Annotated in this window: 12 protein-coding genes; 9 read left to right on the top strand and 3 right to left on the bottom strand. The window is 71.7% G+C overall.

Translation table 11 applies throughout. From position 1 onward, the window contains the following. Positions 1 to 240: 240 nt before the first annotated feature. Positions 241 to 615, top strand: coding sequence for a DUF4345 domain-containing protein (locus ABTZ99_RS36230; RefSeq protein WP_499617746.1), 375 nt, complete (start codon positions 241 to 243; stop codon positions 613 to 615). Here the strand turns inward: ABTZ99_RS36230 and ABTZ99_RS36235 are convergent. Beyond that, on the bottom strand, positions 566 to 1,039 hold the full coding sequence (locus tag ABTZ99_RS36235) for a winged helix-turn-helix transcriptional regulator (protein WP_499617747.1): 474 nt from the start codon (positions 1,037 to 1,039) through the stop codon (positions 566 to 568). The genes ABTZ99_RS36230 and ABTZ99_RS36235 overlap by 50 nt on opposite strands. Before the next feature lie 169 nt (positions 1,040 to 1,208). After that, on the bottom strand, positions 1,209 to 2,375 hold the full coding sequence (locus ABTZ99_RS36240; RefSeq protein ID WP_498780211.1) for an AI-2E family transporter: 1,167 nt from the start codon (positions 2,373 to 2,375) through the stop codon (positions 1,209 to 1,211). A gap of 209 nt (positions 2,376 to 2,584) precedes the next feature. Here ABTZ99_RS36240 and ABTZ99_RS36245 point away from each other — a divergent pair, with 209 nt between their 5' ends. The 4 genes from ABTZ99_RS36245 (at position 2,585) to ABTZ99_RS36260 (ending at position 9,744) form a co-directional block, all read left to right on the top strand. Next, complete coding sequence (locus ABTZ99_RS36245) at positions 2,585 to 5,215, top strand: NPCBM/NEW2 domain-containing protein (protein ID WP_498780213.1); 2,631 nt, start codon at positions 2,585 to 2,587, stop codon at positions 5,213 to 5,215. A gap of 14 nt (positions 5,216 to 5,229) precedes the next feature. After that, positions 5,230 to 8,307, top strand: coding sequence for a discoidin domain-containing protein (locus ABTZ99_RS36250; protein ID WP_499617748.1), 3,078 nt, complete (start codon positions 5,230 to 5,232; stop codon positions 8,305 to 8,307). A gap of 133 nt (positions 8,308 to 8,440) precedes the next feature. After that, positions 8,441 to 9,400: a glutathione S-transferase family protein gene (locus ABTZ99_RS36255; RefSeq protein ID WP_499617752.1), complete on the top strand. Its 960-nt coding sequence runs from the start codon at positions 8,441 to 8,443 to the stop codon at positions 9,398 to 9,400. A gap of 47 nt (positions 9,401 to 9,447) precedes the next feature. After that, a complete protein-coding gene (locus ABTZ99_RS36260) occupies positions 9,448 to 9,744 on the top strand; it encodes a hypothetical protein (RefSeq protein ID WP_498780217.1) in 297 nt (98 codons plus the stop codon). Positions 9,745 to 9,807: 63 nt separating this feature from the next. Here ABTZ99_RS36260 and ABTZ99_RS36265 read toward each other — a convergent pair whose 3' ends face one another. Then, positions 9,808 to 10,869, bottom strand: coding sequence for a LacI family DNA-binding transcriptional regulator (locus ABTZ99_RS36265; protein WP_498780219.1), 1,062 nt, complete (start codon positions 10,867 to 10,869; stop codon positions 9,808 to 9,810). 310 nt (positions 10,870 to 11,179) lie between these two features. On the opposite strand from ABTZ99_RS36265, the gene ABTZ99_RS36270 reads away from it, so the two are divergent. Genes ABTZ99_RS36270 through ABTZ99_RS36285 form a run of 4 tightly spaced genes read left to right on the top strand, consistent with a single transcriptional unit; the run spans position 11,180 to position 17,164 of the window. Continuing rightward, a complete protein-coding gene (locus ABTZ99_RS36270) occupies positions 11,180 to 13,573 on the top strand; it encodes a beta-xylosidase/alpha-l-arabinosidase (RefSeq protein ID WP_499617749.1) in 2,394 nt (797 codons plus the stop codon). Continuing rightward, the gene (locus ABTZ99_RS36275; RefSeq protein WP_499617750.1) at positions 13,570 to 14,550 is read left to right on the top strand and encodes an ABC transporter permease; all 981 of its coding nucleotides are present in this window, start codon (positions 13,570 to 13,572) and stop codon (positions 14,548 to 14,550) included. Before ABTZ99_RS36270 ends, ABTZ99_RS36275 begins: the two co-directional genes overlap by 4 nt. Then, the gene (locus ABTZ99_RS36280; protein WP_498780224.1) at positions 14,547 to 15,482 is read left to right on the top strand and encodes a carbohydrate ABC transporter permease; all 936 of its coding nucleotides are present in this window, start codon (positions 14,547 to 14,549) and stop codon (positions 15,480 to 15,482) included. The genes ABTZ99_RS36275 and ABTZ99_RS36280 overlap by 4 nt, the downstream gene beginning before the upstream one ends. A 50-nt stretch (positions 15,483 to 15,532) precedes the next feature. Further along, a complete protein-coding gene (locus tag ABTZ99_RS36285; RefSeq protein WP_499617751.1) occupies positions 15,533 to 17,164 on the top strand; it encodes an ABC transporter substrate-binding protein in 1,632 nt (543 codons plus the stop codon). Positions 17,165 to 17,290 lie beyond the last annotated feature (126 nt).

The following is a 17,290-nucleotide window of genomic DNA, read 5'->3' on the forward strand; positions in this document are numbered from 1 at the left end:
CCGTCATCAGCCGGACACCGTCGGTCCACGCCTCGGCGGACCGAATCCTAGACGCGGCCGCGTGCCTGGCGGGCACCGGATCGTCACTCCGCGCCACCTGATCGACACGACCGGCCCTTTAAGTTACCCGGTGGTACCGTCGCGCCGGGGGCTTGATCGTCCAAGCGCGGATCCGCTGTCGCCGCACGGTGTCCTGAGGTCCGGCGGAGGGTTCACGCGCCAGGTGCGACGGGGGTCGGGATGAAGGCGTTCCAAGCGGTGCTGGTGGTGCTCGGGCTGTTCGTCGCGGGCACCGGGTTGCTGGAGGTCGTGCTGGGTCCGACCGTGCTGCTGCCGGGCGGCCCGCGGCCGGAGCCGACGCTGGACAGCAACTACCGGTTCTTCGCCGCGATGTGGCTGGCGATCGGGGTGGCGCTGCTGTCCGTCGTGCCGCGCGTCCGGGAGGCCACGACGGTGCTGCGCTTCGTCAGCGCGGCCGTGTTCGTCGGCGGTCTGGCGCGGATCGCGTCGTGGCTGGCGGTCGGTCAGCCGCACGCGATGATGCTGGTCCTGCTGGCGATCGAGCTCATCGTGCCGCCGGTCCTGGTGCTGTGGCAGCGCCCTCTGACCGCTTGACCACCACGCCGGGTGCGACCTCCTGCTCGCAGCGGTCGCAGACCATCCGCGTGTGGACGACGCCGCCGCAGCCCGCGTGCTCGGTCACGGCGGGCGGTCCGTCCGCCTCGGGCATGTAGCGGTCGCCCCACTCCATGAGCGACAGGAGCACCGGCGTCAGCTCGCGTCCCTTGGCGGTGAGCCGGTACTCGTGGCGCGGCGGCCGGTCCTGGTAGAGCACGCGTTCCAGCACACCGTGCTCGACCAGGCCGGTGAGGCGGTCGCTGAGCACGTTGCGCGCGATCGGCATGCGCTGGAGGAACCCGTCGAAGCGGGTGACACCGGCCACGGCGTCCCGCACGATCAACAGCGTCCAGCGCTCGCCGACGACCTCGAGGGCGCGCGCGATGGAGCAGACCTGGTCGTCGTATGTGCGTCGGAGCATCCGCGCATGATAGCGACGGTGTTCGCCGCGGATACCGCTCGTCGGGGGGCCGACCGCGAGATCGCGAACGGCGACGCGTCCGACCCGGACCTCACCGCGGCGGAACACCACCCACTCGGCCGACGGAGGGAGGCCGGCCCGCTGCGGCGTGCCGCAGCGGGCCGTGCGTTCAGGATCGTGGCGGCTCCGCGTCCGGCACGCGGTCCTGTTCGCGGTCCTGTTCGTCCGGTCGGTCCGGGACGGCGGGCGGCGGCGCGGAACCCCGGTCGATGACCTCGCCCAGGTAGCGCAGCACGACCGCCACGGCTGCCACGACCGGCACGGCGAGGAACGCGCCCGCGATGCCGTAGAGGGTGCTGCCCGCCGTGACGGCCAGCAGCACGACGGCCGCGTGCAGCCGCAGGCTCCGCGACTGGAGCACCGGCTGGAGCACGTTGCCCTCCACCTGCTGCACCACCACCACGATGACCAGCATGATCAGCGCGGTCGTCGGGCCGTTGCTGACCAACGCGACCAGGACGGCCAGGGCGCCCGCGATGAACGCGCCGACGATCGGCACGAACCCGCCGAGGAACGTCAGCGCCGCCAGCGGCACGGCCAGCGGCACGCCGAGCACCACGAGGCCGAGGCCGATCAGCACCGCGTCCACCAGGCTCACCACCGCCTGGGTGCGGATGAAGTCGCCCAACGTCGTCCAGACCCGCTCCAGCACGACGGTCACGTGCCCGCCGGCGCGCTCGCCGATCACGCCGCGCAGCCACGGCGTGAACCGCGGCCCGTCCTTGACGAACAGGAACGCCAGCAGCAGCGCGACGATGCCGGTGACCAGGCCGGAGGTCACCGTGCCGACCCCGGTGAGCAGGCTGTTCGCGATCGACCCGACGCTGGACCGCAACTGGTCGATGCCCTGTTGCAGCAACTGGTCGAGCTGGCCCTCGCCGATGTTGAGCGGCGGGCCGGCCGCCCAGTCGAGGGCCTGTTGCAGGGCGCGGGTCGCGCTGTCGGCGATCTCGGGCACGCCGGACGCGATCGACGTCGTGATCAGGGCCACCACGCCGCCGAGCACGATCAGCCCGGCGAGCAGCACGATCGTGGCGGCCAGCGCGGCGGGCACACCGCGCGAGCGCAGCCAGCGGGCGGGCGGCCACAGCACGGTGGTGATCAGCAGGCCGAGCAGGACCGGCATCACCACGACCCACAGCCTGCCGATCAGCGTCCACAGCAGCCAGAAGCCGATCGCGACCAGCGCCAGGCGGGCGCTCCACCGCGCCAGCCAGGTCACCCCGTGCCCGACGGCCTGACCGCGATCGGTCCAGCGGCGGTCTTCAGCGCTCACGTCTCCCCATCCCTCCACCGCGTCGCGCCCTGCGGCGCCTGTGCGGCAGCCTGCCAGAGCCGGCCGCCCGCAGCGTGCCGCCCCACCCCGTGTCAAGGCCCGCACCAGGACAAAACCTGTCCGGTCGATGACCTTGACCGCTCTCTCGTCGGGCGCTGACGATGGCGGTCCCAGTCATCCGGCGCGACCAGCATTGGGAGTTGACAACGATGTCATCGCTTCGCCGCGTCATCACGGTGCGGCTCTTGGCCCTCTTCGCCGTCCTCGGTTCGGTCCTCGTGCCCGTCGCGCCCGCGTCGGCGGCGCCCGGCGAGTGGGTGATCACCGCGCCCGGCTCCGCCGCCGTGGCCGCGCACGTGACCCTCGACCCCGGCACCGGCGGGCTGGCGTTCGCCGTCTCCCGGCAGGGCCGCACGGTGCTGGCACCGTCACCGATCGGGCTGCGCACCAGCGAGGCCGACCTGACCAGGGACCTGCGGGCGGTCGGCCGCGCGGACCGGCTCGTGACCGAGCGGTACGCGATGACCACCGGCAAGCGGCTGCAGCGGCAGACCCGGATGACCGAGACCGTGCTGACTTTCGCGGGCGCCGGCGGGGCGCGGCTGGACCTGGTGGTGCGGGTCGCGGCGGACGGCGTGGCCTACCGGTACGTCGTGCCGGACACCGTCACGGTGACCGGCGAGGCGTCGTCGTTCCGGCTGCCGGCGGACGCCCCGGCCTGGCTGCTGCCCTACAACGCCTGGTACGAGGCCAACCGCGTGCGCACGACGGCCGCCGGCGCGGCGGAGGGCGAGTACGGCTACCCCTCGCTGTTCCGGGTGGGCGACGACTACGCGCTGCTCACCGAGTCCGATGTGGACGGCCGGTACCCGGGCAGCCGGTTGCGGCACGCCGCCGGGTCGCCCGACTACCGGGTCGTGCTCGCGGACGAGCAGGTCGCGGACGTCTCGCGCACGCCTTGGCGCACCGCGATCGTGGGCTCCCTCGCGACCGTCGGCGAGTCGACCCTGGTGGACGACCTCGCCTCGCCCGCCAGGTTCACCGACACGTCGTGGGTGCGGCCGGGCAAGGTCGCGTGGTCGTGGCTGAGCGAGCACGGAAGCCCCGGCGACTTCGAGCGGCAGAAGCGGTACGTGGACTTCGCCGCCCGCCACGGCTGGGAGTACGTGCTGGTGGACGAGGGGTGGCGCGACGCGTGGGTGCCGGAGCTGGTCCGGTACGCCCGCGCCAAGGGCGTCGAGGTGCTGCTGTGGTTCCACTGGACCGCGCTGGACACGGAGGCCGAGCGCGACACCGTGCTGCCCAGGGTGCGCCAGTGGGGTGTGCGCGGCGTGAAGCTCGACTTCATGGAGTCCGACTCCCGGGCCCGCTACCAGTGGTACGACGCGGTGCTGGCGAAGACCGCCGAGCTGCGCCTGATGGTGAACTTCCACGGCTCGACCATCCCGCACGGCCTGGCCCGGACGTGGCCGCACGTGATGACGATGGAGGCCGTGCGCGGCGCGGAGAACTTCCCGCCGGCGGCGAACAACCCGGTGCAGTTCTTCACCCGGAACGCGGTCGGGTCGATGGACTACACGCCGGTGTCGCTGGAGGTCGGCACGAAGGAGGCGTCGGTCGCCCACGAGGTCGCGCTGCCGGTGCTGTACGAGTCGGGGTGGACGCACTTCGCCGACAAGCCGGAGGCCTACGAGCGGTTCCCGGAGGCGTTGCGGTACCTGAGCCAGGTGCCGACGGTGTGGGACGAGACCCGCGTGCTGGGCGGCGACCCGTCCGATCACGCGGTGGTGGCGCGGCGGTCCGGCGACCGCTGGTTCGTCGGCGCGGTGGCGGCCGGTGACCCGCGCACGCTGCGGGCGTCACTGGGGTTCCTGGGCGGCGGGCAGTGGCTGGTCGAGGTGGTGCGGGACGGCGAGGGCCGCGGTGACGTGCGGCGGGACGCCCGGATCGCGCGGTCGTCCGCGGCGCTGGAGGTCGCGGTGCCGCGCAACGGCGGGTTCGCGGCGGTGATCTGCCCGTACCTGCCGGGGATGCTGACGTGCGACCGGCCGGTCGTGCCGGTGCCCGCCACCACGCTCGCGGTCACTCCTTCCGAGGTCGTGGACGCGGTGAAGGGGTCGACGTTCGAGGTCACGGGCACCTTCACGGCCGAGGCCGCGATCGAGGACGTCGTGCTGACGGCGGCGGCGCCCGAGGGCTGGACCGTGACCGGCGCGCCGGTCGAGCGACGCGCCCTGCGGCCGGGCGAGGCGCTGACCGGTCGGTGGACGGTGCGGGTGGGTGACGACAGCCCGGTGGGCGCGGTGGACGTGCCGGTGTTCGCGGAGTTCCGCGCGCCGGGGCACGCCCGGGTGCACGTGGAGCGGGCGGTGCGCGCGTTCGTGCCGCCGCCCGTGCCGACCGGCGAGCCGTACGTGAGCGACCTGCCGTTCATGAGCGAGGGCAACGGCTGGGGCCCGGTCGAGCGGGACCGGTCCAACGGCGAGAACGCCGGTGGTGACGGCAACCCGTTGACCATCGGCGGCGTCGTGTACGGCAAGGGCGTCGGCGTGCACGCGCCGTCCGCGCTGTCGGTCTACCTGGGCGGCGGGTGCCGGACGCTGACCGCCGTGATCGGCCTGGACGACGAGACCACGTCGCCGGGCTCGGTGGTGTTCCAGGTCTTCGGCGACGACCGGCTGCTGCACGACAGCGGCGTGCTGCGCGGCGGGGACCCGGGCCGGCCGATCACGGTGGACACCGCCGGTGTCCGGATGCTCGAACTCCGCGTGACCGACGGCGGCGACGGCCGCAACTTCGACCACGCCGACTGGGCCGACGCCCGGTTGGCCTGCGCGTGAGAGGGATTGCGGGCATGAGGATCAACCGTCGCCAGTTGCTGCGGGCGGTGGGTGTCGGCGGCGCGTTGACGCTGGCGCCCCGGCTCGCGTTCGCCGAGTCCCCGGTCGAGGTCGATTCGGTGGCGCGGGTGTACTACGAGGTGTTGTCGCGCCACACGAGGTGGGCCGAGCAGCAGTACGACCCGGTGGCGGGCCGGTACCGGCGGACGGACTTCGGGTTCGCCGTCGTGCTGGGCAACGCGGTCCTGCTGACCAGGGGCGACTACGACGCCGAGCTCACCGGCGTGGCGAAGTCGGTGCTGCACGCGCACACCGTGGACACGATCCGGCACTTCGCTGCGAGCAACGTGCTGGCGGGCGGCGCGGAGTGGGGCAAGACGTTGTTCTGGGACACCACGTTCCAGTCCTACTTCGTGCTCGCCGCACGCCTGCTGTGGGCCGGCCTCGACCCGGCGACGCGTGCCGCCGTCGACGTGATCGCGCGTGGTCAGGCGGCGTACACGGCCGCGCTCGGCACGGGGAACGACCCGCGTTCGGGCGGGTGGACGCCCAACGGGCTCACCGGCGGGTACCGGGGTGACACGAAGCTCGAGGAGATGGGCGTCTACACGCAGGCCCTCGCACCGGGGCTCGCGTGGGCGGCCGACGACCCGGGCGCCGGCGCGTGGCGTGATGCGTTCGGCCGGTGGAGCCGCAACGAGGCCGGGTTGCCGGCCGCCGACCTGGCCAACCCGTCGGTGGTGGACGGCGTGCCGGTCTCGGCGAACACCGCCGCGAACGCGCACGACACGTTCATCGTGGAGAACCACGGCTCGTACGGGCCGCACTACCAGGAAGAGCTGTGGCGCACGTCCGGCCGCAACGCGGTGCACTTCCTGCTGGCCGGCACGCCGCTGCCGGAGGTGCTGACCGCGCAGCCCAACGGCGAGCGGCTGTGGCGCACGATCCTGGCCACGATGAGCGACGCGGGCGAGCCGCTGATGCCGATGGTCGACGACCGGGAACACCTCTACGGCCGTGACGTGATCCCGCTGGCGTTCCGCTCGCAGGTGCTGGGCGACCGGCTGGCGGCCCGCGCGGAGGCGGCGCTGGCGTCACGGCTGGTCGCGTACCAGGCCTACCCGCCGGTGCACCGGCTGGCGAAGTTCTCCGGTGAGGCGAAGTACGAGCCGGAGGCGCGGGCGGAGCTGGCGATCAGCTACCTGCTGCACGAGTGGCGCGGTCGCACCGGGCCGGTGGTGGAGCCGGTGTCGGAGGAGGAGTTCTTCGCCGCGGCGGCCGGCGTCGCGGACTACGGCGTCGGGCCCGGTCTGGTGGCGCACCAGGCGGCCCGCGCGTGGGCTGGGACGGTCACCAAGGCCGGGTACGTCAAGGTCGCCTGGCAGCCGGGGCACGACGACTGGCTGTTCGTGGTCAGCGGCGACACGCCCATGCTCGTGCCGTCGACGTCGTCGGCCGTCCGCGGGCGTTCGGTCGTGGTGTACCAACGGGTTCGCGACGGGTTCGACGGCACGGCGAGCCTGCTGGCGTTCGCCGGTGGTCACGTCGGCGCCGCGACCCTGCCCACCGGCACGGTCGTCTACGCGACGTCGGGCCTGGCGGCCGGCGAGGGTCGGGTGGACGTGCACAACCTGACCATGCCGGGCGTGCCGGGGCTCGACGGTTCGCGCACGTACCGGGCGGCCGAGGGTGTCGTCACCGTGGCGTCCGCGGATTCCCGCGTCGCCGGTGTCGCGCGGGTGGACGACCTGGTGTTCGGCCCGGTGACCGCGCGGCACGTGCGCGTGGTCGGCGTCTCGCCCCATCCGACCTACGGGTACTCGCTGTTCACGCTGGAGGTGCGGGCCGGGGAGGGGCCGGACCTGGCGCGCGGCCGGGCCACGACGGCATCGTCCTGGGACACCGGCCGTGAGCCCGGGTCGGCCACGGACGGCAGCCACACCACGCGGTGGGCGGTGTCGCGGGCGGAGCGGGGTCGGGCCGACAGCCGGCTCGCGGTGGACCTCGGCGGCCAGGTGGCGGTGGACCGGGTGCGGCTGTACTGGGAGGCGGCGGCCGGGCGGGCGTACCGGGTGGAGGCGTCAGCGGACGGCGTGACGTGGTCGACGGTGGCGGAGTACCCGAGGCCGGACCTGCGCAGCACGGGCGGCTGGCTGGACGTGGACGGGCGCGCGGGTTTCGTCGTGCACGGGTCGCCGAACCCGATCACGGTCACCGGTGACACCGTGGTGCTGTCCGACGGGCCGGCCGCCGGCATGGTGGTCGAGGGCTACGTCCGACCGCCCGACCTGCCCGCGGCGGCCGCGGCGGGTGCACCGGTCTGCTCCCCCGCCACCGTCCGCGCCAGTGCGGCCGACGGCTACCTGAGCCTGTTCAACCTCTCCGACGCGCCAGCCGCCGGCAAGGTGTCCCTCCGCCAGAACCTCGGCGCGCTGCGCCTCTACGTCGGCCACCAGGTCGTGACCGCGACGGGCACCGACTACGACCTGCACCTGGCCCCCGCGACAGCCCGCGTCGAGCCGCCCCGGTTCACCCTGGAAGGCGACGTGCCGATCGGCGTGACGGCGGTCGTGCACAACGGCGCCCAGCTCACCCTGACCGGCTCCGGCCGGGTCGCCCGGCTGACCCTGGTGTCCGCCGAGGGCCACCGCGTCCCGATCACCCTGCCCCCACGCGTGCGGCGTGACGTGACCATCCCGCACGCCCGCCCTTACCCCCTCACCGACCTCGCGCTGGGCCGGACCACCTACCCCACCTCTCCCCTGCCACCGGGCATGTCGGACCCGTCCGCCGCCGTGGACGACGACCCGGACACGGCCTGGACACCGGGACCGGCGGGCCGGATGGTGGTCGACCTCGGTGCGCTCCACCCGATCACCGGCGTCGACCTGACCTGGACCGCCGGCCAAGTCCCCGCCTGCACCATCTCCACGAGCACCGACGGCCGTACGTACGGCGAACCGACCCCGATCCCCCGCCACCACCGCGCCCACCTGACGTTCGACACCACGGCCAGGTACGTCGCCGTGGCGACCGCCGACTGGCATCCTGACCAAGCCTCCCTGACCAGCCTCACGGTCCACCCCGCGTGACAAGACGGGGGCGCGGTGGGGACGTAGGCTCGGGAAGGTGAGCGATACTTCGGCGACCGGCGGGAATCCCGAGCACCGGCGAGGTGGGACGTACTCCGTCAAGGGAAAGGAGTACACCCGCGACACGCGGTACATCACGACCCGGATCACGGCGGACGGGCGGGACGGGTTTCCGGTCGTCGGTGGGCGCTACCGGTTGGTGGCGGCTCGGGCTTGTCCCTGGGCGAACCGGTCGATCATCGTGCGGCGGTTGTTGGGGTTGGAGGACGCGCTCTCACTGGGGACGCCCGGGCCCACGCACGACGAGCGGTCGTGGACGTTCGACCTCGATCCCGGTGGGCGGGATCCCGTGCTGGGGATCGAGCGGTTGCAGGAGGCGTACTTCAAGCGGGACCCCGAATACCCGCGCGGGATCACGGTGCCGGCCATCGTCGACACGACGACCGGCGCGGTGGTGACCAACGACTTCCCGCAGATCACGCTCGACCTGTCCACCGAGTGGCGCGAGCACCACCGCGACGGCGCGCCGGACCTGCTGCCCCAGCGCCACCGCGACGAGATCGAAGCGGTCAACGAGCGCGTCTTCACCGAGGTCAACAACGGCGTCTACCGGTGCGGGTTCGCGGGCACCCAGGAGGCCTACGACGAGGCCTACACCCGCCTGTGGAACGCCCTGGACTGGCTGGAGGACCGGCTGCGCGACCGGCGCTACCTCGTCGGCGACACGATCACCGAAGCCGACGTCCGCCTGTTCACCACGCTGGCGCGCTTCGACCCCGTCTACCACGGCCACTTCAAGTGCAACCGGAACAAGCTGGCCGAGATGCCGGTGCTGTGGGCCTACGCCCGCGACCTGTTCCAGACGCCCGGCTTCGGCGACACGATCGACTTCGCCCAGATCAAGCAGCACTACTACGTCGTGCACAAGGACATCAACCCGAGCGGGATCGTGCCCGCCGGGCCGGACCTGTCCGGCTGGGTCACGCCGCACGGCCGCGAAGCGCTCGGCGGGCGGCCCTTCGGCGACGGCACGCCGCCGGGACCCGTCCGCGACGGCGAACGGGTCGACCCGGCGCACACGCCACTGCGCTGACCGCTCCGAGCACGGATGTCGCCTCGATCCGGGATAACGTCCGTGCGGTGACGGAGGACGAGTTCACGATCAGGCTGAGCCGTGACGAGGCGCTGGTCTTGTCGGACTGGCTGGACACGATGATGGGCACGGCGGCGTTCGACGGGTTGGTGAACCAGGACCGCGCGGTCTGGTCGCCGCTGCACCGGATCGCCGGGACGTTGGAGACCTCGCTGGTCGAGGTCTTCGCACCGGACTACGCCGCCCGGCTGGAGGCGGCCCGGGCGCGGCTGCTGGAGACCCTCGGCCAAGCGGACGGGCAGGCCGAGGCGCCGGACGGCGCGGGCCGGTCCGGCACCGGGTGACGGCGGACGCGGTCCGCTCGCCTTCACGGCCGGCCGCGAACGCCGGCCGGCCGACGTCGGTGGTCAGCGGGCCCGCGGCGGGCAGGTGCTCTCCCGCACCACGAGTTCCGTGGCGAGGTCTATGCGCTCGTTCGGCGGGCGCTCGCCGCGCGCCAGGCTGAACACCATGTGCGCGGCCGTGGTCGCCATCTCGCGCAACGGCTGCCGCACGGTGGTCAGCGGAGGCCCTATCCACTCGGTCACCGAGAGGTCGTCGTAGCCGACGATCGACAGGTCGTCCGGCACCGACAGCCCGAGCTCCCGCGCCGCCCGCATCACGCCCAGCGCCTGGAAGTCGGAGCCCGCGAAGATCGCGGTCGGCGGGTCGGGCCTGCTCAGCAGCTCCATGCCGTGCCCGTACCCGCCCTGGACGTAGAAGTCGCCGTACCGCACGAAATCCGGGTCCACGACGACGTCCGCGTCCTCCAGCGCGCTGCGGTACCCGTCGACCCGGGCCCGGCTGCACAGCATGGTCGTCGGCCCCGAGATGACCGCGATCCGGCGGTGGCCGAGCCCGAGCAGGTGCCGGGTCGCGGCCAGGCCGCCCGCCCAGTTCGCCGAACCCACCGTCGGCACACCGGGCGGCGGCTCGCCCGCGGTGTCCACGAACACGAACGGGATGTTGCGCGTGGCGAGCTGGCGGCGCTGCTCGTCGTCCAGCCCCGCCAGCACCAGGATCACGCCGAGCGGACGGCGGGCCAGCAGGTCGTCGAACCACTCGCGGCGCGGCCGGTGCTCGCCGCCGAGCTCGGACAGCACCACGGCGGCGCGCTCGTTCGCCGCGGCCAGCTCCACGCCGCGGATGATCTCGGTCGACCACGCCGAGTGCATCTCGTGGAACACCAGGTCGATGAGCGCGGGCCGGGACGACTGGCGCGCTCGTCGTCGTCGGTACCGGTGCTGTTCGATGATGCTCTCCACGCGGGCACGCGTGTCCGGTGCGACGTCGGGCCGTCCGTTGAGGACCTTCGAGACGGTCGGGATGGACACCCCCGCCTCGGCCGCGATGGACGAGATCGACGCCGCGCCCTTCACCGTCTTCTCCGGCACGGCGCCGGCGGCCTCCCGCTCGGTCGACGAACTCATGCTGCCCCCTGTCCGCGTCGCGGTCCGCGCACCGCACCGGATCTAAAGTTTCGACGGCCGAGCGTAAAGGTTCGACCTTCCGATCACCAGCATGACAGCTATCGGCGTACATCTTTGACGTGATCGGTCCAGTAAACCGGCGGATTTTCGCCCCTGTTCATACCTGTGAACTGCGAAGACACAGGAAGGACACGGACTGTTGACGTCTTGAGTAGATCCTCCTACGGTCTCCCCACCAGATCGGCGTGTCGGAAAGTACATCGATAGTTTCGGTCTTCACGAAGACGTGAGCGGGGGTACCTGGTCGATGATGAACAGGACGACGGAAGTCGCGACGACGCCGGCAGGCGACGTCGTCCCGACTGCCGCCGACCGGCCGAGCGCGACGTGGCGGGACACCTCCCGGCCGGTCGCCGAACGGGTGGACGCGCTGGTCGACGCGATGACGCTCGACGAGAAGCTGGCCCAGCTCGTCGGCGTCTGGGTCGGCGCGGACCCCTCCGGCGCCGGCGTCGCACCGCACCAGCACGACATGACCAGCGAGCCGGTGGTCTGGGCGGACGTCATCGCGCACGGCCTCGGCCAGCTCACCCGCCCGTTCGGCACCCGGCCGGTCGACCCGGTGGCGGGCGCCCGCTCGCTGGCCGCGTCGCAGCGGCAGGTGGCCGAGGCCAACCGGTTCGGCATCCCGGCGCTGGTGCACGAGGAGTGCCTCACCGGCTTCGCCGCCTGGCAGGCGACCGCCTACCCCGCGCCGCCGGCCTGGGGCGCGTCGTTCGACCCCGACCTGGTGGCCGAGATGTCCGGCCTGATCGGCGCCTCGATGCGCGCGGCCGGCGTGCACCAGGGGTTGGCGCCGGTCCTGGACGTCACCCGCGACTACCGCTGGGGCCGCACCGAAGAGACCATCGGCGAGGACCCGTACCTCGTGGGCACGGTCGCCACGGCGTACGTGCGCGGCCTGGAACAGTCGGGGATCGTGGCCACGCTCAAGCACTTCGCCGGCTACTCCGCCTCCCGCGCCGGGCGCAACCTCGCGCCCGTGGCCATCGGCCCGCGCGAGTTCGCCGACGTGGTCCTGCCGCCGTTCGAGATGGCCGTGCGCGACGGCGGCGTGCGGTCGGTCATGCAGTCCTACACCGAGATCGACGGCCTGCCGTCCGCGGCCGACGCCGGACTGCTCACCACGCTGCTGCGCGACACCTGGGGCTTCGACGGCACGGTGGTCGCCGACTACTTCGCGATCAAGTTCCTGCAGACCCTGCACGGCGTGGCCGAGGACGAGGCGCACGCCGCCGCGCTGGCCCTCGCCGCCGGGGTGGACGTCGAGCTGCCGACCGTGCGCTGCTACGGCACGCCGTTGCGCGAGGCGGTCGAGCGCGGCGACGTGGACGAGGCCCTGGTGGACCGGGCGTTGCGCCGGGTGCTGCGCCAGAAGGTCGAGCTCGGCCTGCTCGACCCGGACTGGTCGCCGCTGCCGGAGCACGTCGACGACCTGCGGCTCGACTCCCCCGAGGCGCAGGACGTCGCGCTCCGCCTGGCCCGCGAGTCCGTGGTGCTGCTGGCCAACGACGGCGTCCTGCCGCTGCGGCCGGACGTCCGGCTCGCGGTGGTCGGCCCGCTGGCCGACGACCCGATGGCGATGCTCGGCTGCTACTCGTTCCCCGCGCACATCGGCGTGCACCACCCGGACGCCGGGCTCGGCCTGGAGATCCCGACCGTGCTCTCCTCGCTGCGCGACGCGCTGGGCGGCGAGATCGCCCACGCGAAGGGCTGCGAGGTCTCCGCCGAGCCCGACGCCGACGACATCGCGGCCGCGGTGGCCGCGGCGCGGGACGCGGACGTGTGCGTGGTCGCCGTCGGCGACCGGGCGGGCCTGTTCGGGCGCGGCACGTCGGGCGAGGGGTGCGACGCGACCGACCTGAGGCTGCCCGGCGCGCAGACGGACCTGGTCCGCGCCGTCCTCGCCACCGGCACGCCGGTCGTGCTGCTGCTGATCACCGGACGGCCGTACGCGATCGGCGACCTGGCCGAGGGCGCGGCGGCGGTCGTGCAGGCCTTCTTCCCCGGGCAGCTCGGCGGGCGGGCGCTCGCGGACGTGCTGACCGGCGTGGTCGCGCCGTCCGGCCGGCTGCCCGTCGGCATCCCGAACGACCCGTCCGGCCAGCCCGGCACCTACCTGTCGGCGCCGCTCGGCCGGCGCACCGAGGTGTCCAACGTCGACCCGACGCACGCCTTCCCGTTCGGCCACGGCCTCGGCTACGACGCGTTCACCTGGTCGCCCGTGCGCCTGGTGCCCGGCGACGGGCCGTGGACCACCGACGGCGAGGTCGAGGTCGAGCTGGACGTGCGCAACCCCGGCACGCGTTCCGGCGCGGACGTGGTGCAGCTGTACCTGCACGACCCCGTCGCGCAGGTGACCCGCCCGGTCGTGCGGCTCATCGGCTACGCGCGGGTGGAGCTGGACGGTGGCGCGTCGGCACGCGTCACGTTCCGCGTGCCGGCCGACGTCACGTCGTTCACCGGCCGGGACGGCAGGCGCGTGGTGGAACCGGGCGCGGTGCAGCTGCGCGTGTCCCGGTCGAGCGCGGACGTGCACGAAGCGGTGGACCTCAGGCTCGTCGGCCCGCTGCGCGAAGTCGACCACACCCGGTGTTGGCTCACCGCCGTGTCGGTCACCCACGAGGAGGTGGAACGAGCTTGACCACCCAGATCAGCGAACCGGCGGCCGAGGCGATGCCGAAGAAGCCCCCCAAACCGCCCAGGACGTCCCGGTACAAGACCACGTGGCGCAAGGCCTGGAAGCGGGACTGGCAGCTCTACACGCTCGTCATCGTCCCGCTGCTGTTCTTCCTGGTCTTCCGCTACGCGCCGATGCTCGGCAACGTGATCGCGTTCCGCAAGTTCGTGCCGGGCGGCAGCATCTACGGCGAGACGTGGGTCGGCCTGCGCTACGTCAAGATGTTCATCAACGACCCGAACTTCTGGGAGGTCTTCGGCAACACGATGGTGCTCGGCGCGCTGTCGCTGCTGTTCGCGTTCCCGCTGCCGATCGTGCTGGCGCTGCTGCTCAACGAGGTCCGCTCGCGGTACTTCAAGCGGTTCGTGCAGACGGTGTCCTACCTGCCGCACTTCCTGTCGATCGTGATCGTGGCCGGCATGGTCATGCAGCTGGTGTCCTTGGAGGGCACGGTCAACCAGATCGTCCGCGCGTTCGGCGGCGACGCGGTCTCCTTCATCCAGGACCCGAGCTGGTTCCGCACGATCTACATCTCCTCGGAGGTCTGGCAGACCGTCGGCTGGGGCACGATCCTCTACCTGGCCGCGCTGACCACGATCGACTCGCAGCTCTACGAGGCGGCCCGGATCGACGGCGCCAACCGCTGGCAGCAGACCTGGCACGTGACGCTGCCCGGCATCCGGCCCACGATGATCACGCTGCTGATCCTCAACATCGGCACGTTCATGGCGGTCGGGTTCGAGAAGGTCCTGCTGCTGTACAACCCGCTGACCTATCCCACCGCGGACGTCGTGTCGACCTACCTCTACCGGGTCGGCCTGGTGTCCAACAACTTCAGCTACGCCGCCGCGATCGGCCTGTTCGAGTCGATCATCGGCCTGACGCTGATCCTGTCCGCCAACGCGATCTCGCGCCGAGCAGTGGGGACGAGCCTGTGGTGACCACCGACCCGACGCGCCTGGCCGACCGGCTGGACAAGCCCTCCGGGCCCCGCCGCACCTCGCTGGACGACTCGCCCGGCTACCGGGTCTTCCGCGTCGTCAACGTCGTGCTGCTGCTCGGCGTGGTCGCGGTGACGCTGTACCCGTTCGTCAACATCGTGGCGCAGTCGTTCAGCAGCGAGGTCTACATCCGCACCGGCCAGGTCAACCTGGTGCCGCGCGGTTTCAACCTCGACACCTACAAGCTCGTCGCGTCCGACCCGGCTTTCTGGAACAGCTACCTCAACACCGTCGTCTACACCGTGACGGCCACCGCGATCTCGATCGTGCTCACCACGATCTACGCCTACGTGCTGTCGAAGCACCGGCTCAAGGGCCGTGGCCTGCTGGTCGGCATCGCGGTGTTCACGATGTTCTTCAACGGCGGCCTGATCCCGAACTACGTGCTGGTCAACGGGCTCGGGATGACCAACACGATCTGGGCGATCGTGCTGCCCAACGCGATCAGCGTGTTCAACCTGCTGGTGATGAAGGCGTTCTTCGAGAGCCTGCCGACGGAACTGGAGGAGGCCGCCGCGATCGACGGCCTGAACACCTACGGCATCCTGCTGCGGATCGTGCTGCCGCTGTCGAAGGCCGTGCTCGCCACGATGATCCTCTTCTACGCGGTGGCGAACTGGAACTCGTGGTTCCAGGCCTTCCTCTACCTCGACCGCTCGGAGCTGTTCCCGGTCACGGTGTACCTGCGGAACATGATCGCCGGCGCCACCTCGGCGACGTCGGTCGGCGCGGTCGAGACCAACGCGGTGGCCATCTCCGCGAACATCAAGGCCGTGACGATGGTGCTGACCGTGCTGCCCATCGTCGCCGTTTACCCCTTCATCCAGCGCTATTTCGTGTCGGGCGTGATGCTCGGCGCGGTCAAGCAGTAGCGCATCCGCTCCAGTTGACGACGGCGTCAACCACCTGAGGAGACAGCACGATGCGAACCAAATGGAAGCGAACGCTTCTGACTGCCGTCGCCGGCAGCCTCGTGATCAGCATGGCCGCGTGCAGCGAGGAGGGCGGGGACGCGGGCGGTGGCGTCAACCTCGACGGCAAGAAGACCGCGTCAATGGCCGACTACAAGGCAGGCGCGCAGTTCAAGGCCACCGAGCCGGTCGACGTGAGCCTGCTCTACCTCGACCAGTCGCACTACCCGATCAAGGACGACTGGCTGCTGTGGAAGGAGATCACCCAGCGGACCAACGTCACGATCAAGCCGACGGTCGTGCCCTACAGCGACTACGACCAGAAGCGCGGTCTGCTGATCAGCTCGGGTGACGCCCCGACGATCATCTCCAAGACCTACCCGGGTCAGGAGGAGCAGTTCGTCTCCTCCGGCGCGATCCTCCCGGTGAGCGACTACATCGACCTGATGCCGCACTTCAAGGACAAGGTCGAGAGGTGGAAGCTCCAGCCTGAGCTGAACACGCTGCGCCAGGAGGACGGCAAGTTCTACCTGCTGCCCGGCATGCACGAGAAGGTGTGGCAGGACTACACGCTGGCGTTCCGCACCGACGAGCTCAAGCGGCTGAACCTGCAGGCGCCGAAGGACTGGGACGAGGTCTACACCGTCCTCAAGGCGATCAAGGCCGCGAACCCGGACAGCTACCCGCTGTCGGACCGCTTCGAGGCCAAGTCGATCCTCAACTACGCCGGCCAGACCTTCGGCACGCAGGCCGGTTGGGGCTACGTCAAGAACACGATCTGGAACGAGTCCGCGCAGAAGTACGAGCTGACCGGCGCGACCCCGGAGTACAAGCAGCTGATCGAGTTCTTCCACAAGCTCGTCGCCGAAGGTCTGATGGACCCGGAGAGCTTCACGCAGAAGGACGACGCGGCGATCCAGAAGTTCGCCAGCGGCAAGTCGTTCGCGATCAGCAGCAACGCGCAGAACATCATCAACGACTACCGGCCGAACGTCTCCAAGATCCCCGGCGCGACCGTGGCGAAGATCCCGCTGCCCGCCGGGCCCAAGGGCAACGTCATCCGCGGCACGCGCCTGGAGAACGGCCTGATGGTGTCGGCGAAGGCGGTCGAGAGCGACAAGTTCGTGGCGACGATGCAGTTCATCGACTGGCTCTGGTACTCCGACGAGGCGCTGGAGTTCACCAAGTGGGGCGTGAACGGCACGACCTACGACAAGGACGCCTCCGGCAAGCGGACGCTCAAGCCCGAGGTGGCGTTCGGCGGCATGAACGTCGGCGCGCCGAAGAACCTCCAGCGCGACTTCGGCTTCCAGGGCGGTGTCTTCTACTACGGCGGCTCCACCGAGCTGCTGCAGTCGATGTTCACCGAGGAGGAGGTCGCCTTCCAGAAGACGATGGCCGACAAGAAGGTCGAGGCGCTGCCGCCGCCCGCGCCGCTGAACGAGGACGAGCGCGAGCGCGCCGCACTGCTGGAGAGCCCGCTCAAGGACTTCGTCACGCAGTCGACGCTGCAGTTCATCCTCGGCCAGCGCGACCTCTCCACGTGGGACGCCTACGTCAAGGAGTTGGAGGCCAAGGGCTCGAACGACCTCGTCGAGCTGGTCAACGGCGCGCACAAGCGCTACAAGGAAAAGAACGGGTGATCGCCCTCGGGGCCGGGGGCCGGCCCGCGCCGGGTGCGGCCCCCCCCCGGGGGGGACGGCCGCCCCCCCCCCCGCGGCGGGGCGGGGGGGGCCGGGGTAGGTGGGGGACACGGGTGTGAGACACAC

This window comes from Actinosynnema sp. NPDC002837, from assembly GCF_040295345.1.
Lineage (GTDB): Bacteria > Actinomycetota > Actinomycetes > Mycobacteriales > Pseudonocardiaceae > Actinosynnema.